We start from the raw sequence: 14319 nt of genomic DNA on the forward strand, positions 1-14319 counted from the left end.
GAGCGGGCGCATGCTGAAGCTCGAGCATCAAACCCTCAACGACCGCGCCTATGGCGCGCTCAAGCAGGAATTGATTTCAGGCGGTTTCAGCCCGGGCCAGACACTGGTCATCCGCAAGCTCGCGGAAACCTTTGGCATTTCGACCACCCCGATCCGCGAGGCGTTGCAAAGGCTGGTCGCCGAGCGGCTTCTGGAAATGCAGAACAACCGCTCGATCATCGTGCCCTTGCTGTCGGAGCCCGCCTTCGCGGAACTGACGCGCATCCGCATCGCGGTCGAGGGGTTGGCGGGCGAGATGGCCGCCACGCGGATGAGCGAGAGCGCGCTGGTGGACATACAGGTCGCGCTCGCCGGGATGCAGCGGGCCATCGAGGCGCAGGACGCCACGACCTATCTTTCCCTGAACGAGGCCTTCCATTTTGCTATTTATGAGCACGCCGGCGCGCCGATCCTCCTGAACATGATCCGCGATCTCTGGGGGCGCGTCGGACCTTATCTGAAGCTCCTGATGCGGGCCGATCGCTACATTCCGCAGTCCAATGACGCACACCACAGGATCGTCGCCGCGCTCGAACGGCGCAACGGCCCGGCCGTTCGTGTATCCCTTGAACAGGACATCGCCGTGGCGGCCGCGGTTCTCTCCGAAAATCTTCGCACGACAAACTGATCGGACGGCAGGCCCGGTCGGCCTATGCTGTTTCGTCCATCCGGTCGCGCAGCATGCTCCAGCCGAGCAACATGTTGGGTGCGTGTCGCAGCAGGGCGTGAAACGGAATCGGCGCCGGGGGCGCGAAAGGCAGTGGCAACTCGCGGGCGTCGGTTCCAGCGGCCCAGTCGGCCAGTACCTTGCCCATCGCCGTCGTCATGGCGATGCCGCGTCCATTGCAGGCGCGGCCGGCGATCAGGCCCGGGCCGAGGTCCAGGAGGTGCGGCAGGAAATCCGGCTCGACGGCGGCCATTCCCGACCAGCCATAGACAAGCGGGGGCAGGTCGGGCAGGTCGAGACGGGCGGCGAGCCGGCGCCAGATCGTTTGCGGTACGCGTCTGTCGGCACCGGCGCTTAGAATATGCATGCCGCCGCTGATCAGCCGGTTATCGGCATCGAAGCGGAAGGTGAAGAGATTGCGCCTGGTGTCGCCGACGCCTTGCCCCCCGGGAAGCAGACGCGTGCGGATTTCGAGCGGTAGCGGCGCCGTGGCGATCTGGAAAACCTTCAGCGGAAAATAAGTCCGCTGAAGCAACGGATCGAGCGACCCGCCATAGGCGTTGGTGGCGATCAGCACCCTGGCGGCGCGCACCGAACCCGATGGCGTTTTCAGCGCCCAGCCGTCGGCCACGCGATCAATCGACGTGACACGTGCCTGTTCGAAAATCCGCGCGCCGGCCTTTTCCGCCGCATCGGCCAATCCGCGTGCATAGGCGACCGGATTGAGTACGCCGCCGGAACGGTCCATCCAGCCGCCGAGATAGCCGCGCGCGCCGGTCAGCGTTGCGACATCCTGCCGATCCAGGGTGACGACAGGCCGTCCACGCTGCGCCCATTGTCCCGCGCGTGATTTGACCTTCTCCAGGGCCGCCGGCGAGTGCGCCGGCTGGATCCATCCGTTCTGCACCGCGTCGCAATCGATGCCGTGCTGCCGGATCAGGCCGAAGACGAGGTCGGCGCTGCCGGCGGCAAAATCGATGAGGCGTTCGCCGCGTTCGGGGCCGAGATGGGCAAGGATGCCGTCCGGGTCCATCTTGGCGAAGTTCGGCACGACGAAACCGGCATTCCGGCCGGTCGCGCCCCAGGCGATAATTTCGGCTTCGAGAACGGCGACGGAAAGTCCTTTTCCGGCGGCGTGCAGTGCGGTTGAAAGCCCGGAAAAACCGCCGCCGACAATGGCGAGGTCGACATCGAGGTCGCCATTCAGCGCAGGCCGCTGGCGACGATCGTGGCTGACGGCGTGCCAGAGCGAAGCGCCATGCGCCTCCTGCCTGACCATGGCATTCATGAGTTGGAACTGCTTTTGGCCGTGGCCAGTTTCGCCCGCTTGCCGAAGCGTGCCCGCCGCGGCCTGTCGCCGAACAGGCCGTTTGGCCTGATCAGAAGGATGACGCAGAGCATGACGCCGATGGCAACGATTTGCAGCGAGGCGGCGCGCGCCTGCTGCTCGGGCGGGAAGAACACGCTGGTCGCCGTGCCCGATCCGGCCCATATTCCCCAGACCAGCACACTGCCGACGACGGCGCCGAGATTGCTGCCGGAGCCGCCGACGATCAGCATGACCCAGACCTGGAAGGTCAGGATCGGCAGGTAATTGTCGGGTGCGATGAAGCCGGTGAAATGCGCCTGCAATGCCCCGGCCAGCGCCATGATGGCGCCGCCGACGGCAAAGGCCTGGACGCGGTAGAAACGCGCGCTCTTGCCGAGCGAGATCGCCGCACGCTCGTCCTCCCGCAGCGCCTTCAGCACGCGGCCCCAGGGACTGCGCGACAGATGCTCCAAGGCGAGATAGGCGATCAGCGTCACCACCGAGACGACGGCAAGGTTTGACAGGTTGAACAGCAGTGGCGTCTCCGCCAGGCCGCCGAAGGGGCGCGGGATGAAACCGATGCCGAATGGGCCACCCGTCAACTTCTGCGCGTTGAGCGCGACCAGTTGCACGACCACGGCGACACCGAATGTGGTGATCGCCAGATAGTCGGATCGCAGACGCAATGTGGCCATGCCGGTAAGTGCCGCGGCGACACCGCCAACCACCATGGCGCCTGCGCAGCCGACAACGATCGGCAGGCCGAAACCGCCCAGCCTCGCGGCGTCGTCCGGTGTCGTCAGCAGCGCCGATGTGTAGGCGCCGATGGCAACGAAGCCGGCGAGCCCGACATTGAACAGGCCTGTCAGCCCCCACTGCAGATTGAGCCCCAGCGTGACCAGCGAGAAGATCAGCGCCGTGGTCAGGAAGAAGGCGCCGTAGCCGACGAGATCGATCATCTTTCCCGAACTCCGAAAAGGCCGATCGGCCGCACGAACAGCACCGCCATCAGGATGATGAAGGAGACGGCGGCGCGCCATTCGGCACCGATCAATTGCACGGCGCCGGCTTCGGCGAGCCCGATGATCAGGCCGCCGAGCACCGCGCCCGGGATGCTGCCGATGCCGCCGAGGATGGCGGCGGCGAACATCGGTAGCAGCATATCGAAGCCCATGAAGGGGCGGATCTGCACCAGAATGCCGATCATCACCCCGGCAACGCAGGCAAGCGCGCCGCCGACGATCCAGGTGACGCGCACCACCTTGGCGACGTCGATGCCGACGATCCGGGCCAGCGCCGCATTCTGGCTCAGCGCCTGCATGGAACGCCCGGTCTGCGTACGTGTCATCAACAGATGCACGCCGAGCACGAGCACGGCGGTCAGCGCCAGCAAGGCGATCTGGTCGGGCGTGATGCGGATGCCGAAGCCGACCGGCATGGCGATCTGGATGGCTCGGCTGAAATAGGTTGGCCGTGAGGTGAAGGTGAACTCCAACAGGCTCCGCAGCGCCATCGAGGCGCCGAAGCTCGCCATCACGACGATGATCGCCTGGCCTTGCGAGCGCAGCCGCGAGAACAACACCTTATCGAGCAGCAGCGCCAGCAGTGCGGTGAACGCCATGCCGACGACCAGGGCAACAAGGAGCGGCCAGCCGAAGGAGAGCGGCCCGATTGGCGCCACCTTGCCGAATGTCGCGCCGATGGCGCTAACCACGGCCAGCGTCGCATAGGTGCCCCAGGCCATGAAGTCGCCATGGGCGAAGTTGGAGAAACGCAGGATCGAATAGGTGAGCGTCACGCCGATGGCACCGAGGCCGATCATCGAGCCGGTCAGCAATCCGTCGACGATGAACTGCAGGCTCATGCAGCGCCTCCCTGCTGGCGCTGGGGACGCTGGCCGAGATAGAGTTCGGCGACGACCGGGTCGTTCCACAATTCCGAGGCGACGCCCTCATGCCGGTCCTTGCCTTCGACCAGAACATAGGCGCGGTCGCCGATGGCAAGCGCTGCCTTGGCGTTCTGCTCGACCAAAAGGATGGTGACTCCGGACTTGCGGATGCCGGCCAGCATCTCGAACACCGCCGAGACGAACTTTGGCGACAGGCCAGCCGACGGTTCGTCCAGCACCAGCACCTTGGGGTGGACGATCAGCGCACGTGCAACGGCGAGCATCTGCCGCTGTCCTCCGGACAGATTGCCGGCCGCGGTGCGGCGCTGGCGGACGAGGTCGGGGAAGGCGGCATACATCTCCTCGATGCGGGCCGGGATGTCGCGCCGCTCGAGGATGCCGCAGGCAACCCTGAGATTGTCCTCGACCGACATCAGCGGAAAGATATTCTCGGTCTGCGGCACGAAGGCGAGGCCAAGCCGCACCATGGTGTGGGCCGGTGCCGTGGTGATATCCTGGCCGTCCAGGAACACTGAACCGCCGGTGATCGGCACGAGGCCTGCGATCGCCTTGATGAAGCTCGACTTGCCGGCGCCGTTGGGACCGAGGACGACGACGATTTCACCTTTTCTGACCGTGATCGAGGCGCCGCGCACGATCGGCACGCCGGGTTCGTAACCGGCTTCGAGATTGTGGACATCGAGGACGGTCTCGCTCATGCGGCGCCCCCGAGATAGGCCTCGATGACGCGCGGGTCGCGAGCGACTTCTTCCGCCGTGCCTTCGCTGAGCAACTGGCCGCTCGCCATCACGAGGACGCGGTGGCAGAGCCGTGTCACCATGTCGATGTTGTGCTCGATGAGCAGGAAGGTGATGCCGCGCGCATTGATGTCGCGGATGCGGTCGATGATGACTTCGAGCAGCGTCGCGTTGACGCCGGCCGCTGGTTCATCGAGCAGGATGATGGCCGGATCGGCCATCATCACCCGGGCAAGTTCGAGCAGCTTGCGCTGGCCGCCGGAAAGCACGCGCGCCGGCTCATGCGCGAGGTGGGTGAGGGTGACCAGTTCCAGCAGTTCGAGCGCCTTTGCCCGGGCGGCTCTTTCCTGCGCCGCCACCCGCCACGGCGTGACGAAGTTGGCGAGCAGCCTTTCGCCCGCCTGGCCCTGTGCCGCCAGCATGATGTTCTCGATCAGCGTCAGGTTGGGGAGCGGGCGCGGGATCTGGAAGGTGCGGCCGAGACCTCGGCCGATGCGCAGGTGAGCGGCTTCGCCGGAGACGCGCACGCCGTTGAGCAGGATGTTGCCACTGGTGGGCAGGATACTGCCGGCCAGCAAGTCGAACATGGTCGTCTTGCCGGCGCCATTGGGTCCGATCAGGCCAAGGATTTCGCCCGCTTTGACGTCGAACGAGACATCGTTGACGGCGACAAGGCCGCCGAACCGCCTGACGACCTGGCTCGCCGTCAGAACCGGCACACGGGTCTCCCGCCCTTGGCGTTCCGCTACCTCGCTCATCGAACCCTCTGGCCGAAGACGATCGTTGCCGCCTCCTGATTATGATTTGTGATCACACTTGCTTTGATCACGCTATTCGGCTTTAATTTCATCCGCAAGCCGAAAACCCGCCGAGAACGGAATTCCATGCAAAAGGCTGCTGTCGGAAAGAACAACGAGGCGATCGCGGCCCAGCTCGCGCCGGTCGGCCGCGAAACGGTGCAGGATCGCGTCTATTCCGAACTGCGGCGCGCGCTGATCGGCGGCCTGTTCGAGCCAAGCCAGGTGCTGACGATCCGCGGTCTGGCCGATGCGCTGGTCACCTCGACGATGCCGGTGCGCGAAGCGCTAGGCCGGCTGATCACGGAGAAGGCGCTGGAGGCGCTGCCCAACCGCTCAGTGCGCGTGCCGCCGATCACGCTGGAACGTCTCGACGATCTCCTGCGTGCCCGCGTCCTGATCGAGGGCGAGGCGATCGCACTTGCCGCGGCGCGCATGGGGCCGCGCCAGATAGCTGGCATCGAAACCATTCTGGCTGAATGGGACGAGATGCGGGCGCTGAAACACAAGAAGGATGTCGACCGCGAAGTGACGCTCAACCAGAGCTTTCACTTCGAGATCTACCGGTCCTGCGGCTCGGCCGTGCTGATCCCGATGATCGAGAGCCTGTGGCTGCAATCGGGGCCATGCATCCGCGTCGCCATCTACGCCTTCTCGGAAGCCGGCGAGGTCGACACCGCCCAGTATCACCGCCGCATCGTCGAGGCGCTGGCCACGCAGGACGCGCATGCGGCGCGCGAGGCGCTGGCCGCCGACATCAGCCGGCCCTTCACCTTCCTGCGGAACAAGCTGCAATCCGCCGCCGCGAAAGACCAGACATGACCGCCATCAGGATCAGCGAGCCGCGTTCGAAGCTTTCCGTCACGGCGCTCCTGTCGCCTGGGAAGGCGCCGGAAAACGCCGCGTTCCTCACGGCCTATCTAGCCACGCCACGCGTCGTCCCAAGCCTCCACGCCATGTGGACGGGACCCGAGATTTCCTGTCCGGTTCCCGCCGCCGATCTTGAAGGCCAAACCTATGCCAGGCCCTTGCCGGCGGAGAACGCGACGCTGACGCCGCAGCCGGGCGACATCGTGTTGTCCTACGTGCCGCCACGCATGTGGGGCGGCAATCCCAATGCCATCTTCGACATCGGCCTGTTCTACGGGCAGGGCGCGCGGCTTCTGTTCCCGATCGGTTGGCTGGCCGGCAGCGTGGTGGCACAGGTGCTTGCCGAGGAGCGCGATCAATTCGCAGCCGCGTGTGGGGTGATCCGGCGCAACGGCGCCTGCGACATCACCTTCAGCCTGGTGGAGGCTTCAAATGGCTGACGACAGTTTCGAGCTCTTCGATCTTCGCGTCGAGGCGGTCATCCCGCAGGGCAAACCGATCTACTGCGGCGCCAAGGCCGGCGATTATTTCGAGCTCAAGGGCGAGATGCTGTCGATGCCGGCGGGGCAGGGTTTCTCGATCTACTCGCTTGCCGCCGTGTTGCCGCTGCTCGCGGCAAAACAGCGCCCGACGCACCCGAACGACTGGATGACCTCGGACGCCGAGATCGCCTGTCCCGACCCCAACTGCGCCAGCCGGCTCCGGATCGTCAGGCTGGCCAAGCGGCGGTTCAGCCATGCCGAGACGACGGCCGTGCCACTGCCGAAGGAGAATGACCGGACATGACCGCCAAGACCTTCGACCTCGGCCCGGGCTACACCATCTCGCGCGTCATACGAGGTGGCTGGCAACTGGCCGGAGGCCATGGCGCCATTGATCGCAGCCAAGCGGTGACCGACCTGATCGCCACCTTCGATGCCGGGATTTGGACCTATGACTGCGCCGATATCTACACAGGCGTCGAGGAGTTGATCGGCGCCGCGCGGTTGCGGCTGGCCAATGAACGCGGCCTCGATGCGGCGGCCAAAATGAAGGTGCACACCAAGCTGGTGCCCGATCTGGAACGGCTGGCCAACATCAGTCGCGATTATATCAGGGGCATCGTCGACCAGTCGCTGCGGCGGCTGAAGACCGAGCGGCTCGATCTCGTCCAGTTCCACTGGTGGGATTATGCGACGGCCGGCTACGTCGAGGCGATGGGCTGGCTCGAGGAGCTTCGGCGCGAGGGCAAGGTGCGCAATCTCGGCACCACCAATTTCGACACGCCACGGCTCGCCGAAATCCTGACCGCCGGTATCCCGCTGGTCAGCCAGCAGCTGCAATATTCGGTGCTGGACCAGCGTCCGGCGAACAGCCTCGCGGCACTTGCCGAGAAAAACGGTGTCAGTTTCCTTTGCTACGGCTCTGTGGCCGGCGGCTTCCTCAGCGACAGATGGCTCGGCGTGGCCGAACCTGTCACGCCGCTCGAAAACCGCTCGCTGGTCAAATACAAGCTGATCATCGATGATTACGGCGGCTGGGACCTGTTCCAGCAACTGCTCCAGACACTCAAGGCCGTCGGCGACCGCCACGGCGTCGACATCGCCACGATAGCCAGCGCCTGGGTGCTGGAGCAGCCGCAAGTCGCCGCCGTCATCGTCGGTGCCCGCAACCAGGCTCATGCGCTGGCCAATGCGGAGATCATGAACATCGTGCTCGACGCCGACGACCGTGCGCGGATTGCCGCCGCCATCGCGCGGGGCAACGGCCTCGAGGGTGACGTCTACATGCTGGAGCGCGACCGCCATGGCCGCCACGGCTCGATCATGCACTACAATCTGAACGCGGGCCGGGTGTGACGCCCATGGACGACAAGCTGTTTTCGCAAGCCTGTGCCGAAGTCGTCGATCTGCATCGCTTCTTCGTCGACTGGTTCGTCGCCGCGCGGGCCGACAAAGTGGATTTCGGCCGCTTCGAAGCCGTCATGGGAGAAGGCTTGACCATGATCGCACCGGGCGGCCAGATCCTCGACCGCGATGCCGTGATCGACCATGTCCGCTCCAGCCGCGCCACGTGCGACGACGGCTTCGCCATCTCGATCGAGGACATTAGGCCCGGCTGGCAGGACGGCGATGCCATCGTAGTCCTCTACGTCGAGGCGCAGTTGCGTGGCGGCAAGCATAGCCGCCGCCAGTCGAGTGCCGTTTTCACCACCAGTTCATCGGCGCCCAATGGCGTCCAATGGCGGCACCTGCATGAAACCTGGCTGCAGGTGCCGGAACACTGAGACTTTCCAGACGTCAAACCAGTTCGTGTAACTCAAGGGGAACAACAATGAGAAAGACGATACTCCAGCTCACCACCGCGCTTGCTCTGGTCACGATTGCCGGTGCTGCCCAGGCCGCCGACTGCAAGATCACCGTCGGCCTCGTCATGGAACTGACCGGTCCGGCAGGCGAATACGGCCAGGCCGGCGCCAAGTCGGTCGAAATGGCCTTCCGCGACATCAACGACGCCGGCGGGGTGCGCGGCTGCGATCTCGTCACCGATACCCGTGACAGCCAGAGCCAGGGCAACATCGCGGTCGACGCCGCGACCCAGTTGGTTCAAGTCAAGAAGGTGCCAGTCATCATCGGCGGCATCATTTCCTCGGTGTCGATCCCGATCCTGACCTCGGTCACCGCTCCGGCCAAGATCGTCCAGGTCTCGCCGGCGTCATCCTCGCCAACGCTGACGACACTCGGCCGCGACGGCAAGACCAACGGCATCTTCTTCCGCACCATCACCTCGGACGCGCTCCAGGGCGTGGCCGCCGCCAAATACGCCGTCGACAAGGGCTTCAAGAAGCTGGCGATCATCCATGTCAACAACGACTTCGGCGTCAACATGGTGGCCGAATTCTCGCGTGCCTACAAAGCGCTCGGCGGCACCATCGTTTCCGACACGCCCTACAATGAGAAGCAATCGAGCTATGCCTCCGAGGTCACCGCGGCGATGGGAGGCGAGCCGGACGGTCTTTATCTCGTCAGCACGCCGGTCGATGGCGCCACCGTTGCCCGCACCTGGATTTCCCAGGGCGGCGTGCAGAAGTTCCTGCTCAATGACGGCATGAACAGCCCTGACTTCATCGACTCCGTCGGCGCCGATTATCTGAAGGACGCCTATGGCACGTCTTCGGGCACCAGTCCGACCGCCTCGACCGAGTATTTCACCAAGAACTACAAGGCGTTCTCCGGCATCGAACCGTCGAACCCGGCGGCCGACCGTTCCTATGATGCCGGCGCCATCGTCGGGCTGGCCATCGCGATTGCCGGCTCCGAGGACCCGGCCAAGATCAAGGACGCCATGTACAAGGCGGTCGATCCCGCCGGCACGCCGATCTATGCCGGCAAGGAGGAGTTCGCCAAGGCGCTCGGCCTGATCAAGGATGGCAAGCCGATCCGTTACGAAGGCGTCATCGGCCCTGTCGCCTTCGACAAGTTCGGCGACATCACCGGCCCGTTCCGGCTGTGGAAGATCGTCGACGGCAAGGTGACCACCGACGGTGAAATGACCACCGACGATGTCAACGCCCTGCAGGCCAAGCTTAAGTAAACTGCGCTATCCTTCGGGCATCAATCTCGGCTCTCGCGATTGATGCCGATATCGCTTGCACGGCATGCGATCACGAATAGGATCAGCCGGCTGCGATTGAAGGATGCGAGCGTGTTGGACAAGGGTACCCATCGGGCCGTCCGGTCGGTGTATGCGGATGACGCGTTTTGCCACACGGGCGCCTGAGCCCGATGTCGCCTGAAACACAACGACTTCTGTCCGCGCTTGGCGATCGGCTGGGCGCGGGCGGCGTGCTCGCCGGCTCTGATGTCGATCAGCGCTACCGCGACGATCCCGACGGCAGGCTTGGCTTGTTGCCGGAAGTGGTGCTGCGTCCGCGCGATACCGTTGGTGTGGCCGCAGCACTCGCTGGCTGCAACGCTCTCGGTCAGCCGGTCGTCATCCAGGGCGGGCGCACCGGGCTGGCCGGCGGCACACGCGTCCAGTCGGGCGAGATCGTGCTGTCGCTGGAGCGGATGAACGGCCTCGCCGCGCCGGACATCCAAGCCGCCAGCATTATCGCCGAAGGCGGCGCCACGCTGCAGGCGGTGCAGGAGGCGGCCGACGGCGCCGGGCTGATGTTCGGCGTCGATATCGGCGCGCGCGGTTCGGCCACGGTCGGCGGCAACATCGCCACCAATGCCGGCGGCATCCGCGTGCTGCGTTACGGCATGTACCGGGCGCAGGTGCTGGGGCTGGAAGCGGTGCTGGCCGATGGCAGTGTGCTGTCTTCGCTGAAGGGCCTGCCCAAGGACAATTCCGGCTATGATCTAAGCCAGCTCTTCATCGGCGCGGAAGGGACGCTTGGCGTCGTCACCCGCGCCGCGCTCAGGCTACATCCGAAGCCTGCATCCGAGGTGAATGCCTTCTGCGCGCTCCCTTCGCTCGATGCGGCGATCGCCCTGCTTGGGCTGCTGCGGCAAAAACTCGGCCCGCTTTTGTCCGCCTATGAGGTCAACTTCGCGCCGCTCTATGACGTCATGGTTGCCAGCATGGCCATGCCGGCGCCGCTGCCTGCCGGCTCACCCGTCTATGTGCTGGCCGAGATCCAGGGCAGCGAGCCGGACCGCGACAGCGAGCGCTTCGCCGAGGTTCTGATGCAGGCGGTCGAGGACGGCGTCGTCGACGATGTCGTCGTCTCGCAATCGCCGCGCGAATTCCGCACGCTGTGGGATGTGCGCGAAGACGCCAACCGTGTCCTGTTTTCGATCAAGGGCCTTATCGGCGTCGACATCAGCATCCCGCTGGCGCGTATGGGAGCCTTCCTGCAGGAAGCGGATGCCGCCATCCATGCCGTCGATCCCGGCGCCGATATCTATGTCTTCGGGCATCTCGGCGACGGCAACCTGCACTATCAGGTCCTGACCAAGGATCCGGCGGCGGCCTATGGCATCATCTATCGTGGCGTGGCGGCGGCCGGAGGCGGCGTGTCGGCCGAGCATGGCATCGGCCTCGACAAGAAGCAGTGGCTGCATCTGGTGCGCAGCGACGCCGAAATCACTGCGATGCGGCGGCTGAAGTCGGCACTTGATCCGAAGAACATCCTCAATCCAGGACGAGTCTTCGATCTCGGCCCGGCTGCTTCTGCCGGATGATCATCCTGGCTTAAACCTCAATTCCGTTCCGTCGCCATCTGCCTGGGAATGAGAAAACGGGCGGCGAGCACGCAGAGCAGGACAGTGAACATCAGGATCAGCGCCACCAGCGCGTTGATGTCGGGCGAGAAGCCAAGCCGCATCATCGCCCACAGCCTGACCGGCAGCGTGCTTTGCGTGCCGGTGACCAGGATGGTGATCATCGTCTCGTCGAACGACAGAGCGAAGGCCAGGATGGCGCCGCCGACCATGGCGCTCGACAGGTTCGGCAGGATGACGCGCCAGAAGGTCTGCCAGCCGGTGGCGCCGAGATCGTAGGATGCCTCGACCAGCGTGCGGCTCATCGACTGTAGCCGCATCAGCACGGTGCGATAGACGATCGCCAGTACGAAGACCGTGTGGCCGATGACGACGGTCAGCAGCGACCGTTCGAGGCCGATCTCGCGGAAGAAGATCAGCAACGCCAGGCCGCTGATGATTGGCGGCATCAGGAACGGCAGGAAGATGATGAACTGCAGAACCGAACGGCCTGAGCGGCGGCCGTGGTAGTAGAGCGCCAGCAGCGTCCCGCTGACCACCGACAGGATTACGGTGCAGACGCCGACGATCAGCGTGGTGCGCAGGGCGGCCAGGATGTCGTGGTTCCCCGCCAGCGCCACATAGGTCGAAAGGGTCGGCGACGACCAGTCGACATTGCCGTGTGAAATGATGAAGAACGACGACACGATCGGCACGAACAGCGGGCTGTAGAGCAGCACCGCGACCAGTGACGTGATCGCGGCAAGGAAGATGGTGGACGGCCGGGGCAGCGCACTCATACCGACGTCCCCCGGCTGCGTCCGAACCGTTCGCCGATGAGAATGGCGGCAATCACCACGATCGCAAGCGCCACCGACAGCGCCGCGCCGAACGGCCAGTTATAGGCGGTGCCGAACTGGCTGTAGAGAATGCGGCCGAAGGTGAAGCCGCTGATCCCGCCGACCATCTGCGGCGTCAGGAAATCGCCGATCGCCAGCACGAAGACGAAACTCGCCGCCGAGGCGACGCCGGGCAGGCTGAGCGGCAAGGTGATGCGCAGGAACGTCTGCAGGCTGCTGGCGCCCAGATCATCCGAGGCACGCAGCAAGGTCTGGGGGATCCGCTCCAGCGACAGGAAGATCGGCAGGATGGCGAAGGGGATCAAAAGCAGGCTCAGCGTCAAAAGGATGGCGTTCATGTTGAAGACAAAAAGCGTCGACGGCTGATCCAGGATGCCGAGCGCCACGAGCGCCTTGTTGAGGAAGCCGTTGAGGCCGAGGATGCTGCGGATCGCATAGATCTTGATGACGTAGCTCATCAGCAGCGGCACCAGGAGCAGCATCAGCAAGGCGTAGCGCCACCGTCCTTTCAGCGTCGTCAGGAAATAGGCGGCGGGATAGGCGAGCAGGATGCAGATCACCGCCACCGACACGCACAGCACGATGGTGTTCCAGAACACCGGCAGAAAGATCGGATCGGTGAAGAACCTGACATAGTTGCCGAGCGTCGGCGAATGGACGATCGTGCCCTGGTCGACGCTGAAGAAACTGTAGACCAGGAAGATCGCCAGCGGCACGAGGACGAAGATCACCGGCAAGGCGAAGGCCAGCACCGTCACCAGCTGCGACAATCGCCGTTCCGCCGCCTGTGTCGACCCGACTCCGCTCATGCCAGCACCAGATGGCCTTCATGCGGCGCAAAGCAAAGCGAGACCGTCTCGCCTGATTTCAAAATACTGCCGTCGATCCGACTCGGCATGCGCAACCGCAGGCGCTGAGCGGCGTTGTCCGCGCCCGCCATGATCGTGGCAACCGTCGACGAGCCGGCAAAGGCCAGATCGGCGATGACGCCGGAAAAGCGGTTGTCGCCATCATTGGCATCAGCAAGACGCAAGGCTTCGGGACGGAACGCCGCGAAGGCGCTGGCGCCGTCGGCGGCGGCCTTGAGATGCGGCTGGCCGCTGACCGAGCAGACCAGGCGGCCAAGCGCGGTCTCGATCGGCCGCTGCTCGCCCTGCACGGGACCGAGCTTTCCGGCCACCAGGTTGTTCTCGCCGAAGAAGCGCGCCACGAACTCGCAATTCGGCTTGTAGTAGAGCTCATGCGGCGTGCCGAGCTGCCGGATATGGCCGGCCTGCATGACGCAGATCCGATCGGCCATGCCGATCGCTTCTTCCTGGTCATGGGTGACGAACAGGAAGGTGGTTTTGATCTCGCGCTGGATGGATTTCAGGAATTCCTGCATCTGCCGGCGCAGTTCGAGATCGAGTGCCGCCAACGGCTCGTCGAGCAGGATCAGGCGCGGCTGGCAGATCAGCGCCCTAGCGAGCGCGACACGCTGGCGCTGGCCGCCGGAAAGCTGCGCCGGAAAGCGGTCGGCGAAACGTCCGAGCTGCACCAGTTCGAGGGCTTGCGACACACGGCTTGCGATCTCCTTGCGCTTGATATGGCGCACCGAAAGCCCGTAGCCGACATTGCCGGAAACCGTCATATGCGGGAACAGCGCATAGTCCTGGAACACGGTGTTGAACGGCCGCTTGTTGATCGGCATGCGGCTGATCTCCTGGCCGTCCAGCCAGATTTCGCCCGCGGTCAGCGGCTCCAGCCCGCCGATCAGCCGCAGGACCGTGGTCTTGCCCGAACCTGACGGCCCAAGAACGGTGAGGAACTCACCGTCCCGGATCGACAGGTCGATGTCGTGCAGCACGGGAACCGTGCCGTAGGATTTCGAGACGGACCGCAGCGTCAAGAGGTCGGTGTTCTGGTTCATGGAATATTCTCGCATACGCTTCGGCGGTCCGGAACG

Annotated in this window: 16 protein-coding genes; 8 read left to right on the forward strand and 8 right to left on the reverse strand. The window is 64.7% G+C overall.

What is annotated here, in order from left to right; genetic code table 11:
• The first annotated feature begins 10 nt into the window (after nt 1-10).
• Nucleotides 11-667, forward strand: a complete 657-nt coding sequence (locus tag EN861_RS19565; protein WP_135865080.1) for a GntR family transcriptional regulator — start codon at nt 11-13, stop codon at nt 665-667.
• A gap of 22 nt (nt 668-689) precedes the next feature.
• Here EN861_RS19565 and EN861_RS19570 read toward each other — a convergent pair whose 3' ends face one another.
• The 5 genes from EN861_RS19570 to EN861_RS19590 are packed head-to-tail and all read right to left on the reverse strand — an operon-like array spanning nt 690 to nt 5419.
• The gene (locus EN861_RS19570; RefSeq protein WP_135865082.1) at nt 690-1994 is read right to left on the reverse strand and encodes an FAD-dependent oxidoreductase; all 1305 of its coding nucleotides are present in this window, start codon (nt 1992-1994) and stop codon (nt 690-692) included.
• Nucleotides 1991-2974 carry a branched-chain amino acid ABC transporter permease gene (locus EN861_RS19575; protein ID WP_189343680.1) on the reverse strand — a complete coding sequence of 328 codons (984 nt, stop codon included), beginning with the start codon at nt 2972-2974 and terminating at the stop codon, nt 1991-1993. Before EN861_RS19575 ends, EN861_RS19570 begins: the two co-directional genes overlap by 4 nt.
• A complete protein-coding gene (locus EN861_RS19580) occupies nt 2971-3879 on the reverse strand; it encodes a branched-chain amino acid ABC transporter permease (RefSeq protein WP_127280491.1) in 909 nt (302 codons plus the stop codon). The genes EN861_RS19575 and EN861_RS19580 overlap by 4 nt, the downstream gene beginning before the upstream one ends.
• Complete coding sequence (locus EN861_RS19585; protein ID WP_127870546.1) at nt 3876-4622, reverse strand: ABC transporter ATP-binding protein; 747 nt, start codon at nt 4620-4622, stop codon at nt 3876-3878. The genes EN861_RS19580 and EN861_RS19585 overlap by 4 nt, the downstream gene beginning before the upstream one ends.
• Nucleotides 4619-5419, reverse strand: coding sequence for an ABC transporter ATP-binding protein (locus EN861_RS19590; RefSeq protein ID WP_127280493.1), 801 nt, complete (start codon nt 5417-5419; stop codon nt 4619-4621). Before EN861_RS19590 ends, EN861_RS19585 begins: the two co-directional genes overlap by 4 nt.
• Before the next feature lie 126 nt (nt 5420-5545).
• Between EN861_RS19590 and EN861_RS19595 the strand changes: the two genes are divergently transcribed.
• The 7 genes from EN861_RS19595 to EN861_RS19625 all read left to right on the forward strand — a co-directional run bounded on the left by EN861_RS19595 (nt 5546) and on the right by EN861_RS19625 (nt 11496).
• Nucleotides 5546-6280 (forward strand): GntR family transcriptional regulator, encoded by a 735-nt coding sequence (locus tag EN861_RS19595; protein WP_135865084.1) that lies wholly within the window; start codon nt 5546-5548, stop codon nt 6278-6280.
• Entirely contained in the window at nt 6277-6768 is a 492-nt protein-coding gene (locus EN861_RS19600; protein ID WP_135865086.1) for a DUF3830 family protein, read from the forward strand. The genes EN861_RS19595 and EN861_RS19600 overlap by 4 nt, the downstream gene beginning before the upstream one ends.
• Nucleotides 6761-7114 carry a TIGR04076 family protein gene (locus EN861_RS19605; protein ID WP_135865089.1) on the forward strand — a complete coding sequence of 118 codons (354 nt, stop codon included), beginning with the start codon at nt 6761-6763 and terminating at the stop codon, nt 7112-7114. Before EN861_RS19600 ends, EN861_RS19605 begins: the two co-directional genes overlap by 8 nt.
• Nucleotides 7111-8166, forward strand: coding sequence for an aldo/keto reductase (locus EN861_RS19610; protein ID WP_135865091.1), 1056 nt, complete (start codon nt 7111-7113; stop codon nt 8164-8166). The genes EN861_RS19605 and EN861_RS19610 overlap by 4 nt, the downstream gene beginning before the upstream one ends.
• Before the next feature lie 5 nt (nt 8167-8171).
• The gene (locus EN861_RS19615; protein WP_135865094.1) at nt 8172-8594 is read left to right on the forward strand and encodes a DUF4440 domain-containing protein; all 423 of its coding nucleotides are present in this window, start codon (nt 8172-8174) and stop codon (nt 8592-8594) included.
• 47 nt (nt 8595-8641) lie between these two features.
• Complete coding sequence (locus EN861_RS19620) at nt 8642-9901, forward strand: ABC transporter substrate-binding protein (protein ID WP_135865096.1); 1260 nt, start codon at nt 8642-8644, stop codon at nt 9899-9901.
• A 191-nt stretch (nt 9902-10092) separates the two neighbouring features.
• Nucleotides 10093-11496, forward strand: coding sequence for an FAD-binding oxidoreductase (locus EN861_RS19625; RefSeq protein WP_135865098.1), 1404 nt, complete (start codon nt 10093-10095; stop codon nt 11494-11496).
• Between the two features lie 17 nt (nt 11497-11513).
• Here the strand turns inward: EN861_RS19625 and EN861_RS19630 are convergent, their stop codons facing one another.
• From EN861_RS19630 to EN861_RS19640, 3 genes are read right to left on the reverse strand one after another with little or no spacing between them, the layout of a single operon-like run.
• The gene (locus EN861_RS19630; protein WP_135865100.1) at nt 11514-12314 is read right to left on the reverse strand and encodes an ABC transporter permease; all 801 of its coding nucleotides are present in this window, start codon (nt 12312-12314) and stop codon (nt 11514-11516) included.
• Complete coding sequence (locus EN861_RS19635) at nt 12311-13183, reverse strand: ABC transporter permease (protein ID WP_135865103.1); 873 nt, start codon at nt 13181-13183, stop codon at nt 12311-12313. The genes EN861_RS19630 and EN861_RS19635 overlap by 4 nt, the downstream gene beginning before the upstream one ends.
• A complete protein-coding gene (locus EN861_RS19640; RefSeq protein ID WP_135865105.1) occupies nt 13180-14283 on the reverse strand; it encodes an ABC transporter ATP-binding protein in 1104 nt (367 codons plus the stop codon). The genes EN861_RS19635 and EN861_RS19640 overlap by 4 nt, the downstream gene beginning before the upstream one ends.
• Nucleotides 14284-14319 lie beyond the last annotated feature (36 nt).

The organism is Mesorhizobium sp. M8A.F.Ca.ET.218.01.1.1 (assembly GCF_004791165.1).
Classification (GTDB): Bacteria; Pseudomonadota; Alphaproteobacteria; order Rhizobiales; family Rhizobiaceae; genus Mesorhizobium.

Coding starts and splice junctions, on each gene's coding strand:
- EN861_RS19575 (WP_189343680.1), bottom strand. CDS start 2,974: ATGATCGATCTCGTCGGCTACGGCGCCTTCTTCCTGACCACGGCGCTG.
- EN861_RS19640 (WP_135865105.1), bottom strand. CDS start 14,283: ATGAACCAGAACACCGACCTCTTGACGCTGCGGTCCGTCTCGAAATCC.
- EN861_RS19610 (WP_135865091.1), top strand. CDS start 7,111: ATGACCGCCAAGACCTTCGACCTCGGCCCGGGCTACACCATCTCGCGC.
- EN861_RS19590 (WP_127280493.1), bottom strand. CDS start 5,419: ATGAGCGAGGTAGCGGAACGCCAAGGGCGGGAGACCCGTGTGCCGGTT.
- EN861_RS19615 (WP_135865094.1), top strand. CDS start 8,172: ATGGACGACAAGCTGTTTTCGCAAGCCTGTGCCGAAGTCGTCGATCTG.
- EN861_RS19620 (WP_135865096.1), top strand. CDS start 8,642: ATGAGAAAGACGATACTCCAGCTCACCACCGCGCTTGCTCTGGTCACG.
- EN861_RS19595 (WP_135865084.1), top strand. CDS start 5,546: ATGCAAAAGGCTGCTGTCGGAAAGAACAACGAGGCGATCGCGGCCCAG.
- EN861_RS19565 (WP_135865080.1), top strand. CDS start 11: ATGCTGAAGCTCGAGCATCAAACCCTCAACGACCGCGCCTATGGCGCG.
- EN861_RS19580 (WP_127280491.1), bottom strand. CDS start 3,879: ATGAGCCTGCAGTTCATCGTCGACGGATTGCTGACCGGCTCGATGATC.
- EN861_RS19635 (WP_135865103.1), bottom strand. CDS start 13,183: ATGAGCGGAGTCGGGTCGACACAGGCGGCGGAACGGCGATTGTCGCAG.
- EN861_RS19600 (WP_135865086.1), top strand. CDS start 6,277: ATGACCGCCATCAGGATCAGCGAGCCGCGTTCGAAGCTTTCCGTCACG.
- EN861_RS19605 (WP_135865089.1), top strand. CDS start 6,761: ATGGCTGACGACAGTTTCGAGCTCTTCGATCTTCGCGTCGAGGCGGTC.
- EN861_RS19630 (WP_135865100.1), bottom strand. CDS start 12,314: ATGAGTGCGCTGCCCCGGCCGTCCACCATCTTCCTTGCCGCGATCACG.
- EN861_RS19585 (WP_127870546.1), bottom strand. CDS start 4,622: ATGAGCGAGACCGTCCTCGATGTCCACAATCTCGAAGCCGGTTACGAA.
- EN861_RS19625 (WP_135865098.1), top strand. CDS start 10,093: ATGTCGCCTGAAACACAACGACTTCTGTCCGCGCTTGGCGATCGGCTG.
- EN861_RS19570 (WP_135865082.1), bottom strand. CDS start 1,994: ATGAATGCCATGGTCAGGCAGGAGGCGCATGGCGCTTCGCTCTGGCAC.